This is a genomic window from Budvicia aquatica DSM 5075 = ATCC 35567, assembly GCF_000427805.1.
GTDB lineage: Bacteria > Pseudomonadota > Gammaproteobacteria > Enterobacterales > Enterobacteriaceae > Budvicia > Budvicia aquatica.
Window position 1 is genome coordinate 17,657 of record NZ_ATYS01000050.1, and the last position, 20,342, is coordinate 37,998.

Sequence of the window (20,342 nt, forward strand, 5' to 3'; positions counted from 1 at the left end):
TCATTGACCATGACTGATAGTCATGAAAATAAACATATTCTAAATGGCTAATATTGATAGTGGTAAATGGCTATAACTCTGCCAGCGGCTTTCTTGCAGCAGGTTTTCGGCTTGTAAAGGATACTGTGAAAGCCACACTTTGGCTATATTGAAACTCAGCTGTTCGCCGTTATTTTCTAGCCGTATATCAGGAATTAAATCCGGGTGGCGAGAACGGCAAAGTAGGATGGAAATACGCAGTAGCCGTACCAGCCGAATGGCCTGTTGCTGAGACAGTGCATTCTGCTCGGCAAGCACCTGCAGATTGAGTGGATTAGTTTGATTTAGCAATAATGCAGCTAATAACTTTTTTTGCGCGGGGGTAAAGCCGGGCATATCCATATTGTTAACTAAATAGGCTGCATGCTGAGCTGATTGCTTAAATTCAACGCTTAAGCCGATTTCGTGAATTTGGCTGGCCCAATATAGCAACTCAGACATCGTTTCGTTGATATCCCAACTTTGTTGTAATTGCTGACAAAAATTGTTGGTTGTTTGACAGACCAATGAGGCTTGCTCAGTATCAATCATATATTGCCGCTGGATTGCCTGAATGGTCCTTTGGCGAATATTATTTTCTACAGGCAGATTGAGCATGCTGTAGACTAAACCCTCCCTCAGCGCCCCCCCGGCCAGCGTCATGCTCTCAATATTTAAACTTTCAAAAATGGCGATTAGGATGGAAAGTCCGCTGGGGAAAACTAAGGCTCTTTCTAATGTAAGGCCTTCAATCTCTAGCTCTTCTAATTTTCCACATTGAATTGCGCGTTCTTTTAGCTGCTGTAATTTATCTAGCGTGATCTGCTCATCCATTCCCTGAGCAACCATAATCTCTTGCAAAGCTTGAACCGTACCTGAAGCGCCAACACAAACTTGCCATCCCTGATGTTTTATCCGTTCAGTAATATGTTTAAGGTTGTTTTTTGCGGCCAGTTCAGCCTGATAAAAGTTGTTAGCGTTGAGGGTTCGATCGCTGAAATAATTTTCAAGCCAGGTTACACAGCCCATAGGAAGGCTAAATAATAATGAGGCCGATGAATCATTGCCGGTGATTAATTCTGTACTGCCGCCACCGATATCAACCACTAAACGTGATTTCGCGCCACCGGTAGTGTGAGCTACGCCCTGATAAATTAATCGGGCCTCTTCTTCACCGCTGATAACGCTAACCGGAAAGCCGAGAATATCTTCTGCTATTCGGAGAAAATGAGCTGAGTTAGTGGCTGTACGCAGGGCCGCAGTAGCAACAATGCGGACCTGTTGTGGTGGAATATCATACAGCCGTTCTGCAAATAATCTTAGGCACTGCCAGCCACGTTGCATTGCTTCTTCGGATAGGTGATTTTGTCTATCTAGTCCGGCGGCTAACCGGACTTTGCGTTTGATTCGGTCAAGAGTTTGAATCTGACCGGACGTCTCTCTGATAACCAGCATATGGAAGCTATTCGAACCAAGGTCGATAGCGGCATAAAGAGACGATTCACCTATTCGTTTTTTCATGTTGCTTAATACGTCATCGGCATCAGTTGCATCATATTAACTAGGACGCTTTCTGTTACGCATCGGGCCATTGCGACGAGGGCCGCTGCTATTACGGCGAGGGCCACCGGTGCTGCGTGGGCGTGCAAGACGTTTTGGCGCAGGAAAATCAGTCAGCAGCGCATCTGAGTTATAACGGCTTACGGGGATTGAGTGCCCGGTGTATTGCTCTATTGCCGGTAAATTGAGCGCGTATTGTTCACAGGCTAGCGTAATGGAATGACCACTTGCGCCAGCACGGCCGGTACGGCCAATACGGTGAACGTAATCTTCACAATCGTCAGGCAGATCGTAGTTGAATACGTGAGTGACTTCAGGAATATGCAGACCACGGGCTGCAACATCGGTTGCTACCAGAATATCGAGATTACCCTTGGTGAAATCATCAAGAATATGAAGGCGTTTTTTCTGAGGGACATCGCCGGTTAATAAACCAACACGATGGCCGTCAGCGGCTAAATGACCCCAAATATCTTCGCAGGAGTGCTTAGTATTGGCAAAAATAATGCAGCGATCGGGCCATTCTTCTTCAATCAATGTCTGCAATAAGCGCATTTTATCTTCGTTAGAAGGATAAAAAAGCTCTTCTTGAATGCGGTGTCCTGTTTTTTGCAGTGGCTCAACCTCGACATATTGAGGGCTATTCATGTGCTCGAATGCCAATTCGCGAACCCGGAACGAAAGCGTTGCAGAAAATAACATGTTCAGTCGCTGGTCAACCGCAGGCATGCGACGGAAGATCCATCGGATATCTTTGATAAATCCAAGATCAAACATACGATCGGCTTCATCAAGAACAACAACTTGAATAGCACCCAGATCGATATGATTTTGTTTAGCATAATCAATCAGTCGGCCTGTGGTTCCAATCAGAATATCGACGCCTGATTCTAAAACTTTTAATTGCTTATCATAGCCGTCACCACCGTAAGCCAGGCCAATTTTTAGTCCGGTTTCTTGGGCTAATGCTTCAGCGTCATTATGGATTTGCACCGCTAATTCGCGGGTTGGTGCCATAATTAAAGCGCGTGGTTGATTCACCTGGCGGTCAGTTTTTGACGGGTGAGTCAGGAGATAATTGAAGGTAGATGCCAGAAAAGCTAATGTTTTTCCGGTACCGGTTTGTGCCTGTCCTGCAACGTCACGACCCATGACCGTATAAGGTAACGCCAATGCTTGGATTGGCGTACAGTAGTGAAACCCTTTATTTTCAAGGGCTTTTACTACCGAAGGGTGTAGTGCGAAGTCGGCAAACTTCTGTTCTGTTAAGTGTGTTTTGCTCATAGTGGTGTAGAATATCAGTTAACCCCGTATTCACGAAAGTATTGCTTTACGAAAGCGTATCCGTTGAAATAAAGTCAATATATATTCAACGTTTCTATTGGTTAATATAACACCAATGAAACAGATCTAATCCTGTGGAGTCAAACATGAGCGAAAAAATTATTCACTTAACCGATAGCAGCTTTGAAAGTGAAGTTTTAAAAGCGCAAGGACCTGTGCTGGTTGATTTCTGGGCTGAGTGGTGTGGTCCATGTAAGATGATCGCCCCAATACTGGATGAAGTTGCGACTGAATATGAAGGCAAGCTGACGGTTGCTAAACTGAATATCGATCAGAATCCAGCTACCGCACCGCAGTACGGTATTCGTGGTATTCCAACATTGTTATTGTTTAAAGATGGCGTAGTTGCGGCAACGAAAGTGGGTGCTTTGTCTAAATCTCAGTTAAAAGAGTTTTTGGATGCCAGCATCTAATTAGCGCTTACATCTGGTGTTACTCCTTGCTTGTTGATTGAAGTTCGATGGACAAGCAAGGGGGGAGTAAAGACATCATCAGATCAACGTTATAAAACGTTATGAGTTATTTTCAGCTAAAAAATAATTTTACACAGGGTAATTTATTCTAAGATCGATAGACGACGTGAATAAAGCATGCTACCTTTAATAACGCTTCATGCGATCTTATCTATATATGTACTCGTTTTAAAATCGTAGCTTAAGGCACTTCGTGTAGTTTAACTTCAGCATCTAAGGCTGTAGATGCTATGATTTTAAAACAGGTTTAGAGTGTATATCCAAACATTAATATCTACGTTTTCTGATACGCAGTCAGATTCTACATGTTACTTAATTATTTGATTGATATCGAACTATGGTGATTGGATATTCTAATAATACAGGCGTGGCGTGCACTGCCAGCTATTCACAAAGACTTTTCGAGACAGACCCCGAGTTAAAGAACCCACCATTATGAATCTTACCGAACTAAAGAATACGCCGGTCTCTGAGTTGATTACTCTCGGCGAAAATATGGGGCTAGAGAACCTGGCCCGTATGCGCAAGCAAGATATAATTTTCTCCATTCTGAAACAGCATGCAAAAAGCGGAGAAGATATTTTTGGCGATGGCGTATTAGAAATATTACAGGATGGATTCGGTTTCCTCCGTTCAGGAGACAGTTCTTACCTTGCTGGTCCTGATGATATCTACGTTTCTCCTAGCCAAATTCGTCGTTTTAACCTCCGTACCGGTGACACCATTTCAGGAAAAATTCGTCCACCAAAAGAAGGTGAACGTTATTTTGCTCTGCTAAAAGTTAACGAAGTTAACTATGACAAACCTGAGAATGCGCGTAATAAAATTCTATTTGAAAACTTAACGCCACTACATGCTAACTCTCGGTTACGTATGGAGCGGGGCAATGGTTCAACTGAAGATTTAACCGCCCGGGTTCTGGATTTAGCTTCGCCAATTGGCCGTGGTCAGCGTGGCCTGATTGTTGCTCCGCCAAAAGCGGGTAAAACAATGCTGTTACAGAATATTGCTACCAGCATTGCTTACAATCACCCTGACTGTGTGTTGATGGTGTTGTTGATTGATGAGCGTCCGGAAGAAGTCACCGAAATGCAACGCTTGGTTAAAGGTGAAGTGATAGCTTCAACCTTTGATGAACCGGCCTCACGCCACGTTCAGGTTGCTGAGATGGTTATTGAAAAGGCTAAACGTCTGGTTGAGCATAAAAAAGACGTTATTATTTTGCTGGATTCTATTACCCGTTTAGCCCGCGCTTACAACACCGTTGTTCCTGCTTCCGGTAAAGTATTAACCGGTGGTGTGGATGCCAACGCCCTTCATCGTCCAAAGCGCTTCTTTGGCGCTGCTCGTAATGTTGAAGAAGGCGGAAGCCTGACAATTATCGCTACGGCTTTAGTTGATACGGGTTCTAAAATGGATGAAGTTATCTACGAAGAATTTAAAGGCACCGGCAATATGGAGCTGCATTTATCTCGTAAGATAGCTGAGAAACGTGTTTTCCCTGCAATTGATTACAACCGTTCTGGTACGCGTAAAGAAGAGTTACTGACTACGTCAGAAGAATTGCAAAAAATGTGGATCCTGCGTCGGATTATCCACCCTATGGGTGAAATTGATGCGATGGAATTCCTGATTAACAAGTTAGCAATGACTAAAACTAATGATGAATTCTTTGATATGATGAAGCGTTCATAATAATAGATTAAATATTTATGAGTGTTAGGGTAAGATCCTAGCACTCATAATTTTATTGAGAGCCGCTAATCGTGAATTTACTCAATATGAGTGGCGATCTTGCCATCGTCTTTTTATTTTCTTTGGCTTTCTTATTTGTTGCCAGGAAAGTAGCCAAAAAAATCGGTTTAGTTGATAAACCGAATTATCGAAAACGCCATCAGGGAACGATTCCTTTAGTTGGCGGTATATCCGTCTATGCTGGGATTTGTTTATACCTATTTCTGAATTGGAATGAGGTTGAACAACCCGGCATTTATCTTATGTGCTCCGGTTTATTACTTTTTGTCGGCGCAGTAGACGATCGGTTCGATATTAGCGTTAAATTTCGCGCTTCTGTTCAGGCACTCGTTGCGGTTGCAATGATGTATTTTGCCGGACTTTATTTGCATAGCTTAGGGAAAATACTGGGTCCATGGGAGTTAGTTCTTGGCCCGGTAGGTTATCTGGTAACGTTATTTGCAGTATGGGCTTCGATTAATGCCTTTAATATGGTTGATGGTATTGACGGCCTATTAGGGGGATTAAGCAGCGTCACTTTTGGTGCTTTGGGCATATTATTGCTTATTGATGGCCAAGCTTATTTAAGCTACTTCTGTTTTGCTATTATCGCAGCCACTATCCCTTACCTATTACTCAATTTGGGGGCATTCGGTAAACGCTATAAAGTATTTATGGGTGATGCCGGCAGTACTCTGATTGGGTTTACCGTTATCTGGATTTTGTTGCAGAGTACGCAAGGCGTAGGTCATCCGATGAATCCGGTAACGGCCTTGTGGGTTATTGCCATTCCTTTAATTGATATGATTGCTATTATGTATCGTCGGTTACGTAAGGGGATGAGTCCCTTTTCTGCCGATCGGCAACATATTCATCACTTAATTATGCGTGCCGGGTTCACCTCCCGCCAGGCATTTATTTTAATTACCCTGGCCGCTGCTATATTGGCTGCCGTTGGCGTTATCGGTGAACACATCCTTTATCTCTCTGAATGGATGATGTTGGCACTTTTCTTGCTTGCATTTATGTTATATGGCTTCTGCATTAAGCATGCGTGGCGCGTTGCCCGTTTTATTAAACGTGCTAAGCGTCGTATGCGGCGGACCGATAAACATCAACGTATTTCCTAACCAGAGGCTTTTGTCGCAGACATGAAACCAGAGAACCAGTCAGTTGATAATGAATTAGATATTCGCGGGCTATGCTACTCACTGTGGTATGGGAAAGCCTGGATTATTGGTATAGCACTTATTTTTGCCTCTGCCGCCCTCGCTTATTCTTATTTAGTGAAACAAGAGTGGAGTACTACGGCGATTACCGATAAGCCTACGGTGAATATGCTGGGGGGATACTATTCTCAACAGCAGTTTCTTCGCGGGCTAGTGCGCAATATGAATAATAGCGCTCAAACAATCGAAAATCCGATTCCTGACGATGTCTATAGTGAGTTTATCAGGCAGTTGTCATCTTATGATTCACGCCGGGATTTTTGGTTACAAACTGATTATTATAAGCAGCGTAAAGAAGGTGATGCCCGCGCTGATGCGGTATTGTTGGATGAGTTAATTAACAATATTACCTTTATTCCCCGTGATGATAAAAAGGGAATAAATGATAGCATTAAGCTATCAGCAGAAACGCCAAGTGATGCTAACCAACTGCTGCGCCAATATATTGATTTTGCCAGCCAGAGAGCTGTTTTACATTTAAATGAAGAGCTTTTAGGTACTTGGTCCGCGCGCCAAACCACGCTGAGCAATCAAATTAAACGCCAGGAAGATATCGCCAATTCAGTCTATCAACGCGATCTTAAACGTGTTGAACAAGCGTTAAAAATTGCTCAACAGCAGGGCATTAGCCGTTTGCAGACTGACACCCCCGCAGAGCAGTTACCTAATTCAGAGCTGTTCTTATTAGGTAAACCAATGCTGCAGGCAAGGCTTGAAACATTGCAGGCGAATGGTCCGGATTTTGATAGTGATTATGATAGGGATCGCGCTGTACTTTCTTCGTTAAGCGATGGCATAACGCCGGATGCTAAATTTAAGACTTATCGTTATTTACGCACGCCGGAAGATCCAATTACTCGTGATAAACCTCGTCGCCTATTCTTATTGATTATGTGGGGTGGAATCGGTGGGTTAATTGGTGCTGGCGTTGCCTTAAGTCGTAGGTGGAAGTAAATAAAGATATAAGGATAGGCGCCTAAAGGCGCCTGAATAGCGGTTAGTTACCGCAATTGATGACTTAAAGAGATTTCTCTGTGAAAGTGTTAACTGTTTTTGGTACGCGGCCTGAAGCGATTAAAATGGCACCGCTAGTACATGCATTAGCTGGCGACACCTATTTTGAATCTAGAGTTTGTGTGACAGCCCAGCATCGGGAGATGTTGGATCAGGTACTAAAATTATTTGATATTAAACCTGATTATGATTTAGATATTATGCGCCCGGGGCAAGGGCTAACAGAGATCACCTGCCGGATACTTGAAGGACTTAAACCTGTATTAGAAGACTTCAAGCCCGATGTGGTATTAGTGCATGGTGATACCACCACCACACTCGCCACTAGCTTAGCTGCGTTCTATCAGAGAATTCCTGTTGGTCATGTGGAAGCGGGTTTACGTACTGGGGATATCTATTCTCCCTGGCCTGAAGAGGGCAACCGTAAGCTTACTGGCCATTTAGCCATGTATCACTTCTCGCCAACCGAAACCTCAAAGCAAAACCTCCTTACCGAAGCCATACCTGAAAACCGAGTTTTTGTTACCGGGAATACGGTTATTGATGCTTTATTCTGGGTGCGTAACCGTATTAAGAATGACAGTTCACTGCGCAACGAGATGGAACAACGCTATCCGTTCCTGCAACAAAAGAAAAAAGTCATTTTGGTTACCGGCCACCGCCGTGAGAGTTTTGGCGATGGTTTCGAGCGTATTTGTGGTGCTTTAGCGGATATTGCCCGTACCCATCCTGAGGTTCAAGTTGTTTACCCGGTTCATCTTAATCCTAACGTGCGTGAGCCGGTGAAACGCATCCTGAGCGATATTGATAATGTCATTTTAATCGATCCGCAGGACTATTTACCTTTTGTCTATCTGATGGACCATTCTTATTTAATCCTTACCGACTCAGGCGGGATTCAAGAAGAAGCGCCTTCCTTAGGTAAACCGGTATTGGTCATGAGAAAAACAACAGAGCGTCCGGAGGCCTTGGCAGCCGGGACGGTTAGATTAGTTGGTACGGATATTGCATTAATTATGGAAGAAGTTAGCCGACTTTTAACTGATGAAAACGAATATCACTTAATGAGTCGCGCTCATAATCCATACGGTGACGGAAAAGCCTGTCAACGTATTCTCGACGCTTTAAAAAACAATCAGGTGAAGCTATGAGTTTTGAAACAATTTCTGTTATTGGTCTGGGATATATTGGGTTACCTACCGCAGCGGCCTTTGCATCACGTAAAAAGAAAGTTATCGGTGTAGATGTTAATCAGCATGCGGTTGATACCATTAATCGCGGTGCGATCCATATTGTTGAGCCAGATTTAGATAAAGTTGTTAAAGAAGCCGTTGAAGCCGGATGTTTACAGGCTGTCATTAAGCCTCAGCCAGCGGATGCCTTCCTGATTGCAGTTCCTACCCCATTTAAAGGCGATCATGAGCCGGATATGGTATATGTTCAGGCGGCTGCTAAATCAATCGCGCCGGTGCTGAAAAAGGGTGACTTGGTTATTTTAGAGTCAACCTCACCGGTTGGTGCTACCGAGCAAATGGCTGAATGGTTAGCCGCTGCTCGTCCAGACCTGACTTTTCCTCAGCAGGCTGGCGAAGCTGCTGATATTAATGTCGCTTACTGCCCTGAACGTGTACTGCCGGGCAAAGTCATGGTTGAGCTGATTCAAAATGACCGGGTGGTTGGTGGTATGACTCCCCGCTGCTCTGAAAGAGCCAGTGCGCTGTATAAAATTTTCTTAAAAGGTGAGTGCGTTATTACCAACGCGCGCACCGCAGAGATGTGTAAGCTGACCGAAAATAGTTTTCGCGACGTCAATATCGCCTTTGCTAATGAATTATCACTGATTTGTGACCATCAGAATATTAATGTATGGGAATTAATTCGTTTAGCTAATCGCCACCCTCGAGTCAATATTCTCCAGCCTGGACCGGGCGTTGGCGGGCACTGTATTGCCGTTGATCCATGGTTTATTGTGGCTCAGAATCCTAAAGAGGCTCGTCTGGTGCGTACCGCCCGTGAAGTCAATGACGGCAAACCTTATTGGGTGTTAGATAAGGTTAAATCTGCGGTTGCTGATTGCCTTACCGCAACAGGAAAACGTGCGGCTGAAATAAAAATCGCCTGCTTTGGTTTAGCTTTTAAACCCGATATTGATGATTTACGCGAAAGCCCGGCACTTGAAATTACCCATATGATTGCTGATTGGCATGCGGGTACAACCTTAGCCGTTGAGCCAAACGTTCATCAATTGCCTAAAGTGTTGGCAGAAAAAGTGGCGCTAACTGATACCGCACAGGCTTTGGTTGATGCTGATGTACTGGTGATGTTAGTTGATCACAGCCAATTTAAAGCAATCAGTCCGGATCAGGTTAAGCAAGAGTGGATTATCGATACTAAAGGAGTATGGCGTTGAGTAAGATTCTAGTTACCGGTGGGGCCGGATTTATCGGCTCTGCAGTGGTAAGACATATTATTAACGACACGACCGATAGCGTTATTGTGGTTGATAAACTGACTTATGCCGGCAATTTAGATTCATTGAATCAAGTTTCAAACTCTGAACGCTATGCTTTTGAACAGGTGGATATTTGCGGCAGAGCATCGCTGGACCGTGTATTTGCACAGCATCGTCCGGATTTAGTGATGCATCTGGCTGCTGAAAGTCATGTCGACCGTTCAATTGATGGGCCTGCGGCTTTTATTGAAACCAATATCGTCGGTACTTACACCCTGCTTGAAGCAGCGCGTCATTACTGGATAAATCTTGGTACAGAAGCAAAACAGTCATTTCGTTTTCATCATATTTCTACCGATGAAGTGTATGGTGATTTACACGGAACGGATGATTTGTTTACTGAAACTACTCCGTATGCTCCAAGTAGCCCATATTCAGCCTCTAAGGCCTCAAGTGACCATTTGGTCAGGGCGTGGCAGAGAACATATGGCCTACCTACGATAGTGACTAACTGTTCTAATAACTATGGTCCTTATCACTTCCCGGAGAAGCTGATTCCTCTGGTGATCTTAAATGCACTGGAAGGTAAACCATTACCGGTTTATGGCAACGGTGCTCAGGTCCGGGATTGGTTATTTGTCGAAGATCATGCTCGGGCATTATATCAAGTGGTGACTGAAGGCGTCGTTGGCGAAACCTACAATATTGGCGGTCATAATGAGCGCAAGAATATTGAGGTGGTACGTACCATTTGTCAGTTACTTGAAGAGTTAGCGCCCGCTAAACCTGTCGGTTTAGCTAAATATGAAGATTTAATTACCTTTGTGACCGATCGTCCCGGCCATGATATGCGTTACGCTATTGATGCCGATAAGATTGCGCGCGAGCTGGGTTGGAAGCCTCAGGAAACCTTTGAGTCAGGCATTCGTAAAACGGTAGCCTGGTACTTAGAGAATGAAACTTGGTGGCAACGCGTTCAGGATGGTACTTATGCCAGGGAACGTATAGGACTTGAGTCTTAGTTCTAATATTCAATGATATGGGGGCATCGAAGCTAGCGATCTCCCGTATTATCCTTTATTAAGATTAGTCCCGGTTATTGATTAAAATGGCCGGTGAAAACGGTGAAGCCAATGAAAGGCATTATTCTTGCGGGCGGTTCCGGTACGCGTCTCTATCCGATTACACGTGGTGTATCGAAGCAATTACTTCCTATTTATGACAAACCAATGATTTATTATCCCTTGTCCGTGCTGATGTTATCGGGCATTCGGGATATTTTAATTATTTCTACGCCAGAAGACCTGCCTTCTTTTCAGCGCCTGTTAGGCAATGGGGAAGAGTTTGGTATTAATTTAAGCTATGCCGCTCAGCCAAGCCCGGACGGGCTTGCTCAGGCTTTCTTGATTGGTGAAGAGTTTATTAACGGTGATTCCTGCTGTTTGGTGCTGGGCGATAATATCTTTTTTGGTCAGAGCTTTAGTCCAAAATTGCGCAGTGTTGCCGCCCGAGAGCAGGGAGCGACGGTCTTTGGCTATCAGGTTATGGATCCGGAGCGTTTTGGTGTTGTTGAATTTGATGATGATTTCAGAGCGTTATCTATTGAAGAAAAACCGGTTAACCCTAAATCAAACTGGGCTGTTACCGGGCTCTATTTTTATGATAATCAGGTGGTTGAACTGGCTAAGCAAGTGAAACCATCGCCGCGCGGTGAGCTGGAAATAACGTCGATTAACCAAATGTATTTGGAAAAAGGCCAGCTTAGCGTTGAGCTACTTGGCCGGGGTTTTGCATGGTTAGATACCGGCACTCACGACAGCCTGATTGAAGCCAGTACTTTTGTGCAAACGATAGAGAAGCGTCAAGGATTTAAAGTTGCCTGTCTGGAAGAGATTGCATGGCGTAACGGCTGGCTGGGGGATGAAAGCGTGTTGAAAACAGCCAAGCTACTCTCAAAGACTGGCTACGGTAAGTATCTACAGGATCTGTTAAATGTCCGTCCGCGCCAGTATTGATTTGTTAGAGTGGGAGAGCGATTTTTTCACTCTCCCGACGGCTAGGCTTAATTTTTCTGAATCAGCCCCTTTGCTGAACGGTGAGCGATTGGCTGATTTTAGTCTTGTTCAGGCAAAGGTACCGGCCAATCGGGTTGATATTATTGATGAATTAAGCGCGCTAGATTTTCATTTTGTCGAAGGCGAGGTTGATTTTTCTTTAGTGGTCGACCGTGGCGCTGATTTAACACCGGAACTGAGATTTTCATGTCGTTTAGCGACTGAGAATGACATTCCTCAATTAAGAGCGGTTGCGTCTGATATTTTCCGGCATAGCCGATTTCGTACGCCTTGGTACCAGCCTGATGACAGCAGCCGGTTTTATGCATTATGGATAGAAAAAGCCGTGTTGGGCACTTTTGATCGCCAATGTTTACTGCTTGAGGATGCGCAGGGCAAATCTTTAGGATTTGTCACGCTACGCGCTATCGATGAGTCACAGGGGCGTATCGGTTTATTAGGCGTCTGGCCAGAAGGCGGTAACAAAGGTATTGGTCTTGAATTGATGAAAGTTGCAAAGCGTTGGTGTGCAGAACAGGGGCTAAAGCGCCTGTGCGTTGCTACCCAGATGGGAAATCTTGCAGCTTTACGTCTCTATATTCGTAGCGGTGCTTCAATAAGCAGCACCGCATATTGGTTATACAGATAACTATTTTAGGTGGAAAAAATGATTCCGTTTAATGCCCCTCCCGTTGTTGGTACCGAATTAGAATATATGCAAGCCGCAATGAGCAGCGGTAAGTTATGTGGTGACGGCGGATTTACCCGCCGCTGTCAGCAGTGGATGGAACAGCGTTTTGGTAGCCATAAAGTATTATTAACACCATCCTGTACTGCATCTTTAGAAATGGCCGCGCTGCTGTTAGATATCAAACCCGGCGATGAAGTGATTATGCCGAGCTTTACCTTTGTCTCCACCGCCAATGCCTTTGTATTACGCGGTGCGAAAGTGGTATTTGTTGATGTACGCCCGGATACCATGAACATCGATGAAACCAAGATTGAAGCTGCCATTAATGAAAATACCCGAGCTATTGTTCCCGTTCACTATGCGGGCGTAGCCTGTGAGATGGACGTGATTATGGCCTTGGCTAAAAAACACGATCTTTTTGTTGTTGAAGATGCGGCTCAAGGCGTTATGTCGACGTATAAAGGCAGAGCCTTAGGAACTATTGGCCACATTGGCTGCTTTAGCTTTCATGAGACTAAAAATTACACAGCCGGCGGTGAAGGTGGTGCAACATTAATTAATGATCCATCGTTAATTGACCGGGCTGAAGTGATTCGCGAAAAGGGCACTAACCGTAGTCAATTCTTCCGTGGACAGGTCGATAAGTATACATGGCGTGATATTGGTTCCAGTTATCTGATGGCTGACCTACAAGCGGCCTATCTTTGGGGGCAACTGGAAGCCGCTGAGACGATTAATCAGCGTCGCCTTGAGCTATGGCATAATTATTACGATGCGTTTAAGCCATTAGCGAATAAAGGGCGCATTGAGCTGCCTGTTATTCCTGCTGACTGCAAACAAAACGCCCATATGTTTTATATTAAACTTAGGGACGTTGAAGACCGGACTAGCTTTATCAGCTATCTGAAAGAGGCTGAAATTATGGCGGTCTTCCACTATATTCCGCTGCATGCTTGTCCTGCCGGTGAGAAATTTGGCGTCTTCCATGGCGAAGATCGCTATACCAGCAAAGAGAGCGATCGCTTAGTTCGTTTACCGCTGTTCTTTAATATGACAGATATCAATCAACGTACGGTGATTAATACAATCCTGAGTTACTTCGCCTGATATGTCTCTGGCTAAAGCTTCAATATGGACGGCCGGCTCTACGCTAATTAAGATTGGCGTAGGGCTGTTGATCGTCAAGCTACTCGCCGTTTCGTTTGGTCCCAGTGGCGTCGGACAGGCCGGTAATTTTCGGCAGTTGATTACGGTATTAGGCGTATTATCGGGAGCGGGTATATTTAATGGAATTACCCGATATGTTGCCCAATACCAACAAGAGCCAGAGCAATTACGTAAAGCATTAGGAACTTCAGCCAGCATTATTTTAGGTTTCTCGACCCTGCTGGCGGTTCTCTTTTTGCTATTTGCTGAACCTATTAGCGCCGCTCTGTTTGGTTACGTTAAATATCAGAATGTCGTCAGGGCGGTGGCTTTTATCCAGATGGGGATCGCCTATGCCAATTTCTTCCTCGCTATTCTTAAAGGCTATAGAGATGCCGTTGGTAATGCGCTGGGCGTTATTGGGGGAAGCTTATTTGGCGTAATAGGATACGTTGTTTGTTACCTGCTGGGCGGTTATGAAGGTGCACTGGCTGGTTTAGCGCTTGTGCCGGCTCTAGTGGTTATACCGGCCGGTTTTATTCTATGGCGTAGAAAAACAATCCCGTTGCATTATATTAAGCCAATGTGGGATAAGGCATTAGCCAGCAATTTGGGTAAATTCACCATCATGGCGTTGATTACTTCGGTTACTATACCGGTAGCCTATGTGATGATGCGTAATCTGCTGGCGAAGAATTATAGCTGGGATGACGTTGGTATCTGGCAAGGGGTGAGTAGTATTTCTGATGCCTACCTTCAATTTATCACCGCCTCTTTTACCGTATATTTATTGCCGACCCTGTCTCGTCTTACTAATAAGCAGGATATTTCCAGAGAAATCTTACGTTCATTGCGTTTTGTTCTGCCGGCTGTTGCATTGGTGAGTTTTAGCGTTTGGGTATTACGTGATTTTGCTATCTGGCTGCTTTTTTCTAGCAAATTTGTGGCGATGCGTGATTTATTCGCCTGGCAGTTGGTGGGGGATGTCCTGAAGGTTGGATCCTATGTATTCGGCTATTTAGTGATTGCCAAGGCGTCATTACGGTTTTATATCCTGACCGAGGTTAGCCAGTTCATCTTATTGGTCGGATTCTCTCATTGGCTGATACCGCAGAATGGGGCATTAGGTGCCGCCCAGTCTTATATGGCTACCTATATCATCTATTTTATGCTTTGTAGCTGCATTTTCTTTATTTATCGTAGACGATCATGACAACTTTGATTCATATATTAGGTTCAGACATTCCCCATCATAACGTTACTGTATTACGTTTTTTTAATGATGTGTTGTCAGAGCAGACTCCACATGAGTATGCGAAGTATTTTATGGTTGCAGCCAAGGATACTTCACCGTTTGAAGCATTCAGTCGACTGAATATTGAACGCTATAATGACAAAAAATCACTGGCTCAGGCGGTTATTACTCGGGCAAAATCAGACGCATCGGTGCGGTTTTTATTTCATGGGCAATTTAACCCTAAGCTATGGTTGGCGTTATTGCTGAATCAGATTAAACCTCATCAGGTGAGTTGGCATATCTGGGGGGCTGATTTATATGAAAATTCAACCAGTTGGAAATACCGTCTGTTTTATCAGCTCCGCCGAATCGCCCAGGGTAAGGTCGGGCACGTGTTTGCCACCCGTGGTGACTTACTTCACTACCAGCAGCGCCATCCGGACGTTTTAAACTCGCTTCTCTATTTTCCGACCCGAATGGATCCGTTATATCTGCCGAAAACATCGGCGCAGGATGAGCAGAAGCCCCTGACGATATTAGTGGGTAACTCCGGGGATCGGACTAATCGCCATATTGAGGCATTACAAGAGATTCATGACAAATTTGGTACTGATAACGTTCGGGTTATTGTGCCCTTAGGCTATCCGGCTAATAATCAGGTTTATATTGATGAAATTAGTACCAGTGCCAAGCTATTATTCCCTCAGGGGCAGGTTGAGCTTTTACTTAACCAAATTCCGTTTAATGACTATTTGTCTATACTGGCCGGCTGTGATGTAGGTTACTTTATTTTTAATCGCCAGCAAGGTATTGGTACACTTTGTCTGCTTATTCAAAGCGGTGTTCCGTTTGTGATTAGCCGGAATAATCCGTTTTGGCACGATCTTGAGGAACAGAATATTCCATTCCTGTTTTATGGTGATAAGGTTGATGAAGTGACAGTTAGACATGCTCAGACTAAATTACAGTCCTTAGATAAAAGTCATATCGCGTTCTTTAATCCGAACTATATTGAAGGTTGGAAGCAGGCCCTTGGTGTGGCTGCTGGAGAAACAAAATAATGATGCCCGCACAGTTCGGTGGTTTGTTTGCGGTTTACTTAATTTCTTTGGTTTTTATTCTATTCTTAACTTATAAAGAGTTTAGACGGGTTCGTTTTAATTTTAACGTTCTGTTTTCTTTGCTTTATTTATTAACATTTTATTTTGGTTTCCCTCTGACCTGTTTGCTGGTCTTTCAATTTGATGTACAGGTTGTCGAGGTTGATTCCTTACTTAATGCAATGCTGTCAGCGACGTGCTTTTACGCTATTTATTATGTTTGCTATAAAACGCGGTTATTAAAACCTCGTGCGACGCCGCGGGCACCGATATTTACCATGAATCGGGTTGAAACTAACCTGACATGGATGTTACTGGCGCTGGTAGCCATTTCAACGGTAGGCATTTTCTTCTTACAAAACGGGTTTTTACTGTTCAAATTAGAGAAGTATAGCCAGATATTCTCCAGCGATGTCAGCGGTGTGGCGTTAAAACGCTTTTTCTATTTTTTCATTCCGGCAATGTTGATTGTCTATTTTCTTAAACAAGATACGCGCAGCTGGTTCTTATTTTTAGCCAGTACCGTCGCCTTTGGTATTTTGACCTATATCGTTGTTGGCGGTACCCGAGCTAATATTCTGATCGCTTTTGCCCTGTTCTTATTTATCGGTATTGCCAGAGGCCATATTACTCTCTGGATGCTGGTTATGGCGGGTGTTGCGGGCGTTGTTGGTATGTTCTGGCTGGCGCTTAAGCGCTACGGTATGAATGTTTCCGGTGAAGAGGCATTTTATACCTTTTTATACCTAACCCGGGATACGTTCTCTCCATGGGAAAACTTGGCTTTACTGCTGCAGAATTACGATAAAATTGAGTTTCAGGGGCTTGCGCCAATAGTCCGCGACTTCTACGTATTTATTCCATCTTGGCTATGGCCTGAAAGGCCTGACTTAGTGGTAAACACCGCTAACTATTTTACTTGGGAAGTGCTGAATTATCATGCCGGCTTAGCGATATCCCCGACCCTGATTGGATCGCTGGTCGTCATGGGGGGAATTTGGTTTATTCCGTTAGGCGCGATCGGGGTTGGGCTGATTATTAAATGGTTCGACTGGGTGTATGAGCAAGGGAAAGCGGAGCCAAATCGTTATAAGAGTGCTATCTTGCAGGCCTTCTGCTTTGGTGCAATATTCAATATCATTGTACTGGCGAGAGAAGGGTTGGATTCATTTGTTTCCCGGGTAGTATTCTTCAGCCTAGTGTTTTTATTATGTCTGGTTATGGCGAAATTGTTGTACTGGGCATTTGACGCTTGTGGAATGGTCCGGCAGAGGGTTCGTAACTCAATGTCTGCCAGACAGGCTAAAATTAGTGATGCGTAAGTGGTTTAGGAGAGCAATGTGAGTATTGCTAAGTATAGTATCCGCGGTATTGATATCTGGGGCTTTCGTTCGATGGCTCAGTTTGTTGATCATCTATTTGATGGCAACAATGTGCGCACCGGGACGTTAATTGCCATTAACGCTGAGAAAGTCATGACCGCAGAGCAAGATAAGCCGCTGCGTGAGTTGATTGACGCTGCTGAATACAAATATGCCGACGGCGTTAGTATTGTGCGCTCTATTCGGCGTAAATACCCTGAAACTGATATGCAACGCATTGCCGGTGCAGATCTTTGGGAAGCGCTAATGGAACGTGCTGGCAGCCTGGGAACGCCCGTTTTTTTAATCGGCGGTAAGCCAGAGATTCTGTCAGAAGTAGAACATAAATTAAAATCCCAATGGAATGTCAACATTGTGGGAAGTCAGGATGGCTACTTTAAGCCCGAAGAACGTGACGCTCTGTTTGAGCGTATCCGTGCCAGTGGTGCAAAGTTCGTTACGGTCGCTATGGGTTCACCAAAGCAAGAGCTACTTATGCGAGATTGCCGTAAGGTTTATCCTGATGCGCTATACATGGGCGTTGGCGGCACCTATGACGTCTTTACCGGTCATGTAAAACGTGCGCCAAAGGCTTGGCAAGATATGGGGCTGGAGTGGCTATATCGCTTACTTTCGCAGCCTACTCGCTGGCGGCGTCAGTTTAAGTTATTAAAGTATGTTGCCTATCACTATGGTAATAAGCTGTGATGATTTTGTTTTGACGATCAATAAAAAAGCCCTTGCGGGCTTTTTTATTGTCTGATGCAATCTAACTTAGGCTTGATTAATGGCATCGGCAGTCGCTTGTGTCGCTGCTTTCTGTTCTTCAGCTTTACACACTGCGCCGATAAAGACGACGTCTGTTGATGAGTTTATCGCCGTTTCTACCGAGTCCTGCAATACCCCGATAATAAAGCCCACAGCCACAACCTGCATCGCGATCTCATTAGGGATGCCGAACATACTACAGGCAACCGGAATCAGCAGCAGAGAGCCTCCAGCAACGCCTGATGCACCACAGGCACATATAGACGCAATTACACTCAGCAACAGCGCAGTAGGAATATCAACGGCAATGCCCAGCGTGTTAACCGCAGCCAGCGTCAGCACGGTAATCGTCACCGCTGCGCCGGCCATATTGATAGCAGTTCCTAATGGAACAGCAACGGAATATGTTTCTTCTTTCAGGTTTAACTTCTTACATAGCGCCATATTCACCGGAATATTCGCTGCTGAGCTGCGGGTAAAGAATGCAGGTATTCCGCTATCTCGCAGGCTGACAAGAACCAGTGGATAAGGGTTTTGACGCATAACTAAATAAGCAATCAGCGGATTGAGTATTAGGGCGACGACAAACATACAGCCGATCAAAACAAATAGCAGATGGGCATAACCTCTGAAGGCTTCAAAACCCGTTTCCGGATCGGCCAGCGTGGAAGAGACCAGGCCAAAAATACCGATTGGAGCCAGCTTAATCACTAGGCGTACAATAAAAGTGATGCCATAGGATAAATCGCTGACAACGGTTTTAGTGGTATCTGAAGCATGTCGTAAAGCAACACCAAGCGCGATTCCCCATACCAGCAGGCCAATATAGTTAGCATCCATCAGTGCTCTGACTGGGTTGTCTACCATCTTAAACAGCACGGCATGCAATACTTCAATTACGCTGCCCGGTGGGGTGATGCTTGCTTCTGAAGAGGCTAAAATTAGCGTTGAAGGAAACATAAAGCTACCAAGAACGGCAATCAGAGCCGCCGAAAACGTACCGATCAAATATAAAACGACAATAGGCCGCATATTGGTTTTTTGTCCCTTTCTATGATTGGCAATAGAAGAGGCAACTAATATAAAGACTAATATTGGAGCGACAGATTTTAATGCGCTAACAAATAAACTTCCCAGCAATCCGGCTGCCATTGCTGTGGATGGCGATACTAAGGCTAAAATGATACCGGCGAACAGGCCTATTAAAATCTGAGTGACCAGGCTACGACGAATAAAGAGAAATGGTTTACTTAAATTACTCACGGTGAAACTTCCCTAAGATAGATATAACTTTTCCACGCCAATACTTCGGGTTAGCTCTTTGGCCGATAGCATCTTTACACCTGATTATCAGGCGCAGAGATCTAACATGAAGTGTGTGTTTGCTTTAATTTATTATATGCAGGCACTTATTTGAGTCTGCTTGTCTGACTTTAAAAGAGGTTAGCCTTTTCTGGAAGCAAAAAATCACTATCGTGATGAATTAATTCTATAACGATAGTGATTTATCACTGTTTTCAGATAAAAAAGTATCCTAATCGTTGATGAAGTGAGCAAATGAGAAAAATCCTTAAAAAAGGGCTAGACAGACGGGCGCTAAATACGTAGTATCCTCATCCGCAACGGCGCACTACTACGCGCCCGTAGCTCAGCTGGATAGAGCGCTGCCCTCCGGAGGCAGAGGTCTCAGGTTCGAATCCTGTCGGGCGCACCATTTATAGTGCGAAAGGGCTGAGATGGTCTCTACGGTTTAAATACCGGGTTGAGCAAGAATTTATGGTGGCTATAGCTCAGTTGGTAGAGCCCTGGATTGTGATTCCAGTTGTCGTGGGTTCAAGTCCCATTAGCCACCCCATTTTAGTACTAAAGAAATAAAGTTTTGTGGCATTGCGAAGGTGGCGGAATTGGTAGACGCGCTAGCTTCAGGTGTTAGTGTCCTTCGGACGTGAGGGTTCAAGTCCCTCTCTTCGCACCACACAAATTGAATTTCTTATAGTTGCGAAAGTAAAAAGTAGTTAAAGTAGCAAAGAAATAAAGAAGTAAATTTCGGCGAGTAGCGCAGCTTGGTAGCGCAACTGGTTTGGGACCAGTGGGTCGGAGGTTCGAATCCTCTCTCGCCGACCAATTTTAAGAAACCTGCTTTCGAGCAGGTTTTTTTACG

The 20,342-nt window shown here is 44.5% G+C and carries 17 protein-coding genes and 4 tRNA genes; 18 read left to right on the forward strand and 3 right to left on the reverse strand.

Annotation, left to right across the window (positions count from 1 at the left end; all coding sequences use genetic code 11):
* Nucleotides 1–39: 39 nt before the first annotated feature.
* Together ppx and rhlB are read right to left on the reverse strand one after the other, a co-directional pair.
* Nucleotides 40–1,539, reverse strand: coding sequence for an exopolyphosphatase (ppx, locus tag YWE_RS0116745; RefSeq protein WP_029095577.1), 1,500 nt, complete (start codon nucleotides 1,537–1,539; stop codon nucleotides 40–42).
* Nucleotides 1,540–1,575: 36 nt separating this feature from the next.
* Nucleotides 1,576–2,862, reverse strand: coding sequence for an ATP-dependent RNA helicase RhlB (rhlB, locus tag YWE_RS0116750; RefSeq protein ID WP_029095578.1), 1,287 nt, complete (start codon nucleotides 2,860–2,862; stop codon nucleotides 1,576–1,578).
* Nucleotides 2,863–3,008: 146 nt separating this feature from the next.
* On the opposite strand from rhlB, the gene trxA reads away from it, so the two are divergent.
* The 14 genes from trxA (at nucleotide 3,009) to wecG (ending at nucleotide 18,121) form a co-directional block, all read left to right on the forward strand.
* On the forward strand, nucleotides 3,009–3,335 hold the full coding sequence (gene trxA / locus YWE_RS0116755) for a thioredoxin TrxA (protein WP_029095579.1): 327 nt from the start codon (nucleotides 3,009–3,011) through the stop codon (nucleotides 3,333–3,335).
* 495 nt (nucleotides 3,336–3,830) lie between these two features.
* Nucleotides 3,831–5,090: a transcription termination factor Rho gene (gene rho / locus YWE_RS0116760; protein ID WP_029095580.1), complete on the forward strand. Its 1,260-nt coding sequence runs from the start codon at nucleotides 3,831–3,833 to the stop codon at nucleotides 5,088–5,090.
* Between the two features lie 71 nt (nucleotides 5,091–5,161).
* Nucleotides 5,162–6,259 carry a UDP-N-acetylglucosamine--undecaprenyl-phosphate N-acetylglucosaminephosphotransferase gene (gene wecA / locus YWE_RS0116765; RefSeq protein ID WP_029095581.1) on the forward strand — a complete coding sequence of 366 codons (1,098 nt, stop codon included), beginning with the start codon at nucleotides 5,162–5,164 and terminating at the stop codon, nucleotides 6,257–6,259.
* 21 nt (nucleotides 6,260–6,280) lie between these two features.
* Entirely contained in the window at nucleotides 6,281–7,312 is a 1,032-nt protein-coding gene (gene wzzE, locus YWE_RS0116770) for an ECA polysaccharide chain length modulation protein (RefSeq protein ID WP_029095582.1), read from the forward strand.
* Nucleotides 7,313–7,392: 80 nt separating this feature from the next.
* Nucleotides 7,393–8,523 carry a non-hydrolyzing UDP-N-acetylglucosamine 2-epimerase gene (gene wecB / locus YWE_RS0116775; RefSeq protein WP_029095583.1) on the forward strand — a complete coding sequence of 377 codons (1,131 nt, stop codon included), beginning with the start codon at nucleotides 7,393–7,395 and terminating at the stop codon, nucleotides 8,521–8,523.
* Nucleotides 8,520–9,782 (forward strand): UDP-N-acetyl-D-mannosamine dehydrogenase, encoded by a 1,263-nt coding sequence (wecC, locus tag YWE_RS0116780; protein ID WP_029095584.1) that lies wholly within the window; start codon nucleotides 8,520–8,522, stop codon nucleotides 9,780–9,782. The genes wecB and wecC overlap by 4 nt, the downstream gene beginning before the upstream one ends.
* Nucleotides 9,773–10,846: a dTDP-glucose 4,6-dehydratase gene (gene rffG / locus YWE_RS0116785; RefSeq protein WP_174768716.1), complete on the forward strand. Its 1,074-nt coding sequence runs from the start codon at nucleotides 9,773–9,775 to the stop codon at nucleotides 10,844–10,846. Before wecC ends, rffG begins: the two co-directional genes overlap by 10 nt.
* A 111-nt stretch (nucleotides 10,847–10,957) precedes the next feature.
* Complete coding sequence (rfbA, locus tag YWE_RS0116790; RefSeq protein WP_029095586.1) at nucleotides 10,958–11,839, forward strand: glucose-1-phosphate thymidylyltransferase RfbA; 882 nt, start codon at nucleotides 10,958–10,960, stop codon at nucleotides 11,837–11,839.
* Nucleotides 11,817–12,527 carry a dTDP-4-amino-4,6-dideoxy-D-galactose acyltransferase gene (gene rffC / locus YWE_RS0116795; RefSeq protein WP_029095587.1) on the forward strand — a complete coding sequence of 237 codons (711 nt, stop codon included), beginning with the start codon at nucleotides 11,817–11,819 and terminating at the stop codon, nucleotides 12,525–12,527. Before rfbA ends, rffC begins: the two co-directional genes overlap by 23 nt.
* 18 nt (nucleotides 12,528–12,545) lie before the next feature.
* Entirely contained in the window at nucleotides 12,546–13,676 is a 1,131-nt protein-coding gene (gene rffA, locus YWE_RS0116800) for a dTDP-4-amino-4,6-dideoxygalactose transaminase (protein WP_029095588.1), read from the forward strand.
* 1 nt (nucleotide 13,677) lies between these two features.
* Entirely contained in the window at nucleotides 13,678–14,928 is a 1,251-nt protein-coding gene (gene wzxE, locus YWE_RS0116805) for a lipid III flippase WzxE (RefSeq protein ID WP_029095589.1), read from the forward strand.
* Nucleotides 14,925–16,013 carry a TDP-N-acetylfucosamine:lipid II N-acetylfucosaminyltransferase gene (locus YWE_RS0116810; RefSeq protein WP_029095590.1) on the forward strand — a complete coding sequence of 363 codons (1,089 nt, stop codon included), beginning with the start codon at nucleotides 14,925–14,927 and terminating at the stop codon, nucleotides 16,011–16,013. The genes wzxE and YWE_RS0116810 overlap by 4 nt, the downstream gene beginning before the upstream one ends.
* A complete protein-coding gene (wzyE, locus tag YWE_RS0116815; RefSeq protein WP_029095591.1) occupies nucleotides 16,013–17,374 on the forward strand; it encodes an ECA oligosaccharide polymerase in 1,362 nt (453 codons plus the stop codon). Before YWE_RS0116810 ends, wzyE begins: the two co-directional genes overlap by 1 nt.
* An 18-nt stretch (nucleotides 17,375–17,392) precedes the next feature.
* Nucleotides 17,393–18,121: a lipopolysaccharide N-acetylmannosaminouronosyltransferase gene (gene wecG, locus YWE_RS0116820; protein ID WP_029095592.1), complete on the forward strand. Its 729-nt coding sequence runs from the start codon at nucleotides 17,393–17,395 to the stop codon at nucleotides 18,119–18,121.
* Nucleotides 18,122–18,187: 66 nt separating this feature from the next.
* On the opposite strand, the gene sstT is transcribed toward wecG, so the two are convergent.
* Nucleotides 18,188–19,444, reverse strand: a complete 1,257-nt coding sequence (sstT, locus tag YWE_RS0116825; RefSeq protein ID WP_029095593.1) for a serine/threonine transporter SstT — start codon at nucleotides 19,442–19,444, stop codon at nucleotides 18,188–18,190.
* Nucleotides 19,445–19,818: 374 nt separating this feature from the next.
* Here sstT and YWE_RS0116830 point away from each other — a divergent pair.
* The 4 genes from YWE_RS0116830 (at nucleotide 19,819) to YWE_RS0116845 (ending at nucleotide 20,305) form a co-directional block, all read left to right on the forward strand.
* Nucleotides 19,819–19,895: transfer RNA gene (locus tag YWE_RS0116830), tRNA-Arg, on the forward strand.
* A gap of 65 nt (nucleotides 19,896–19,960) precedes the next feature.
* A tRNA-His gene (locus YWE_RS0116835) sits at nucleotides 19,961–20,036 on the forward strand.
* 34 nt (nucleotides 20,037–20,070) lie between these two features.
* Nucleotides 20,071–20,156: transfer RNA gene (locus YWE_RS0116840), tRNA-Leu, on the forward strand.
* Nucleotides 20,157–20,228: 72 nt separating this feature from the next.
* Nucleotides 20,229–20,305, forward strand: a tRNA-Pro gene (locus YWE_RS0116845).
* The last annotated feature ends 37 nt before the right edge of the window (nucleotides 20,306–20,342 follow it).

Coding starts and splice junctions, on each gene's coding strand:
- wzyE (WP_029095591.1), top strand. CDS start 16,013: ATGATGCCCGCACAGTTCGGTGGTTTGTTTGCGGTTTACTTAATTTCT.
- ppx (WP_029095577.1), bottom strand. CDS start 1,539: ATGAAAAAACGAATAGGTGAATCGTCTCTTTATGCCGCTATCGACCTT.
- rffG (WP_174768716.1), top strand. CDS start 9,773: ATGGCGTTGAGTAAGATTCTAGTTACCGGTGGGGCCGGATTTATCGGC.
- rho (WP_029095580.1), top strand. CDS start 3,831: ATGAATCTTACCGAACTAAAGAATACGCCGGTCTCTGAGTTGATTACT.
- rfbA (WP_029095586.1), top strand. CDS start 10,958: ATGAAAGGCATTATTCTTGCGGGCGGTTCCGGTACGCGTCTCTATCCG.
- trxA (WP_029095579.1), top strand. CDS start 3,009: ATGAGCGAAAAAATTATTCACTTAACCGATAGCAGCTTTGAAAGTGAA.
- YWE_RS0116810 (WP_029095590.1), top strand. CDS start 14,925: ATGACAACTTTGATTCATATATTAGGTTCAGACATTCCCCATCATAAC.
- rffA (WP_029095588.1), top strand. CDS start 12,546: ATGATTCCGTTTAATGCCCCTCCCGTTGTTGGTACCGAATTAGAATAT.
- rhlB (WP_029095578.1), bottom strand. CDS start 2,862: ATGAGCAAAACACACTTAACAGAACAGAAGTTTGCCGACTTCGCACTA.
- wzxE (WP_029095589.1), top strand. CDS start 13,678: ATGTCTCTGGCTAAAGCTTCAATATGGACGGCCGGCTCTACGCTAATT.
- wecC (WP_029095584.1), top strand. CDS start 8,520: ATGAGTTTTGAAACAATTTCTGTTATTGGTCTGGGATATATTGGGTTA.
- rffC (WP_029095587.1), top strand. CDS start 11,817: ATGTCCGTCCGCGCCAGTATTGATTTGTTAGAGTGGGAGAGCGATTTT.
- wzzE (WP_029095582.1), top strand. CDS start 6,281: ATGAAACCAGAGAACCAGTCAGTTGATAATGAATTAGATATTCGCGGG.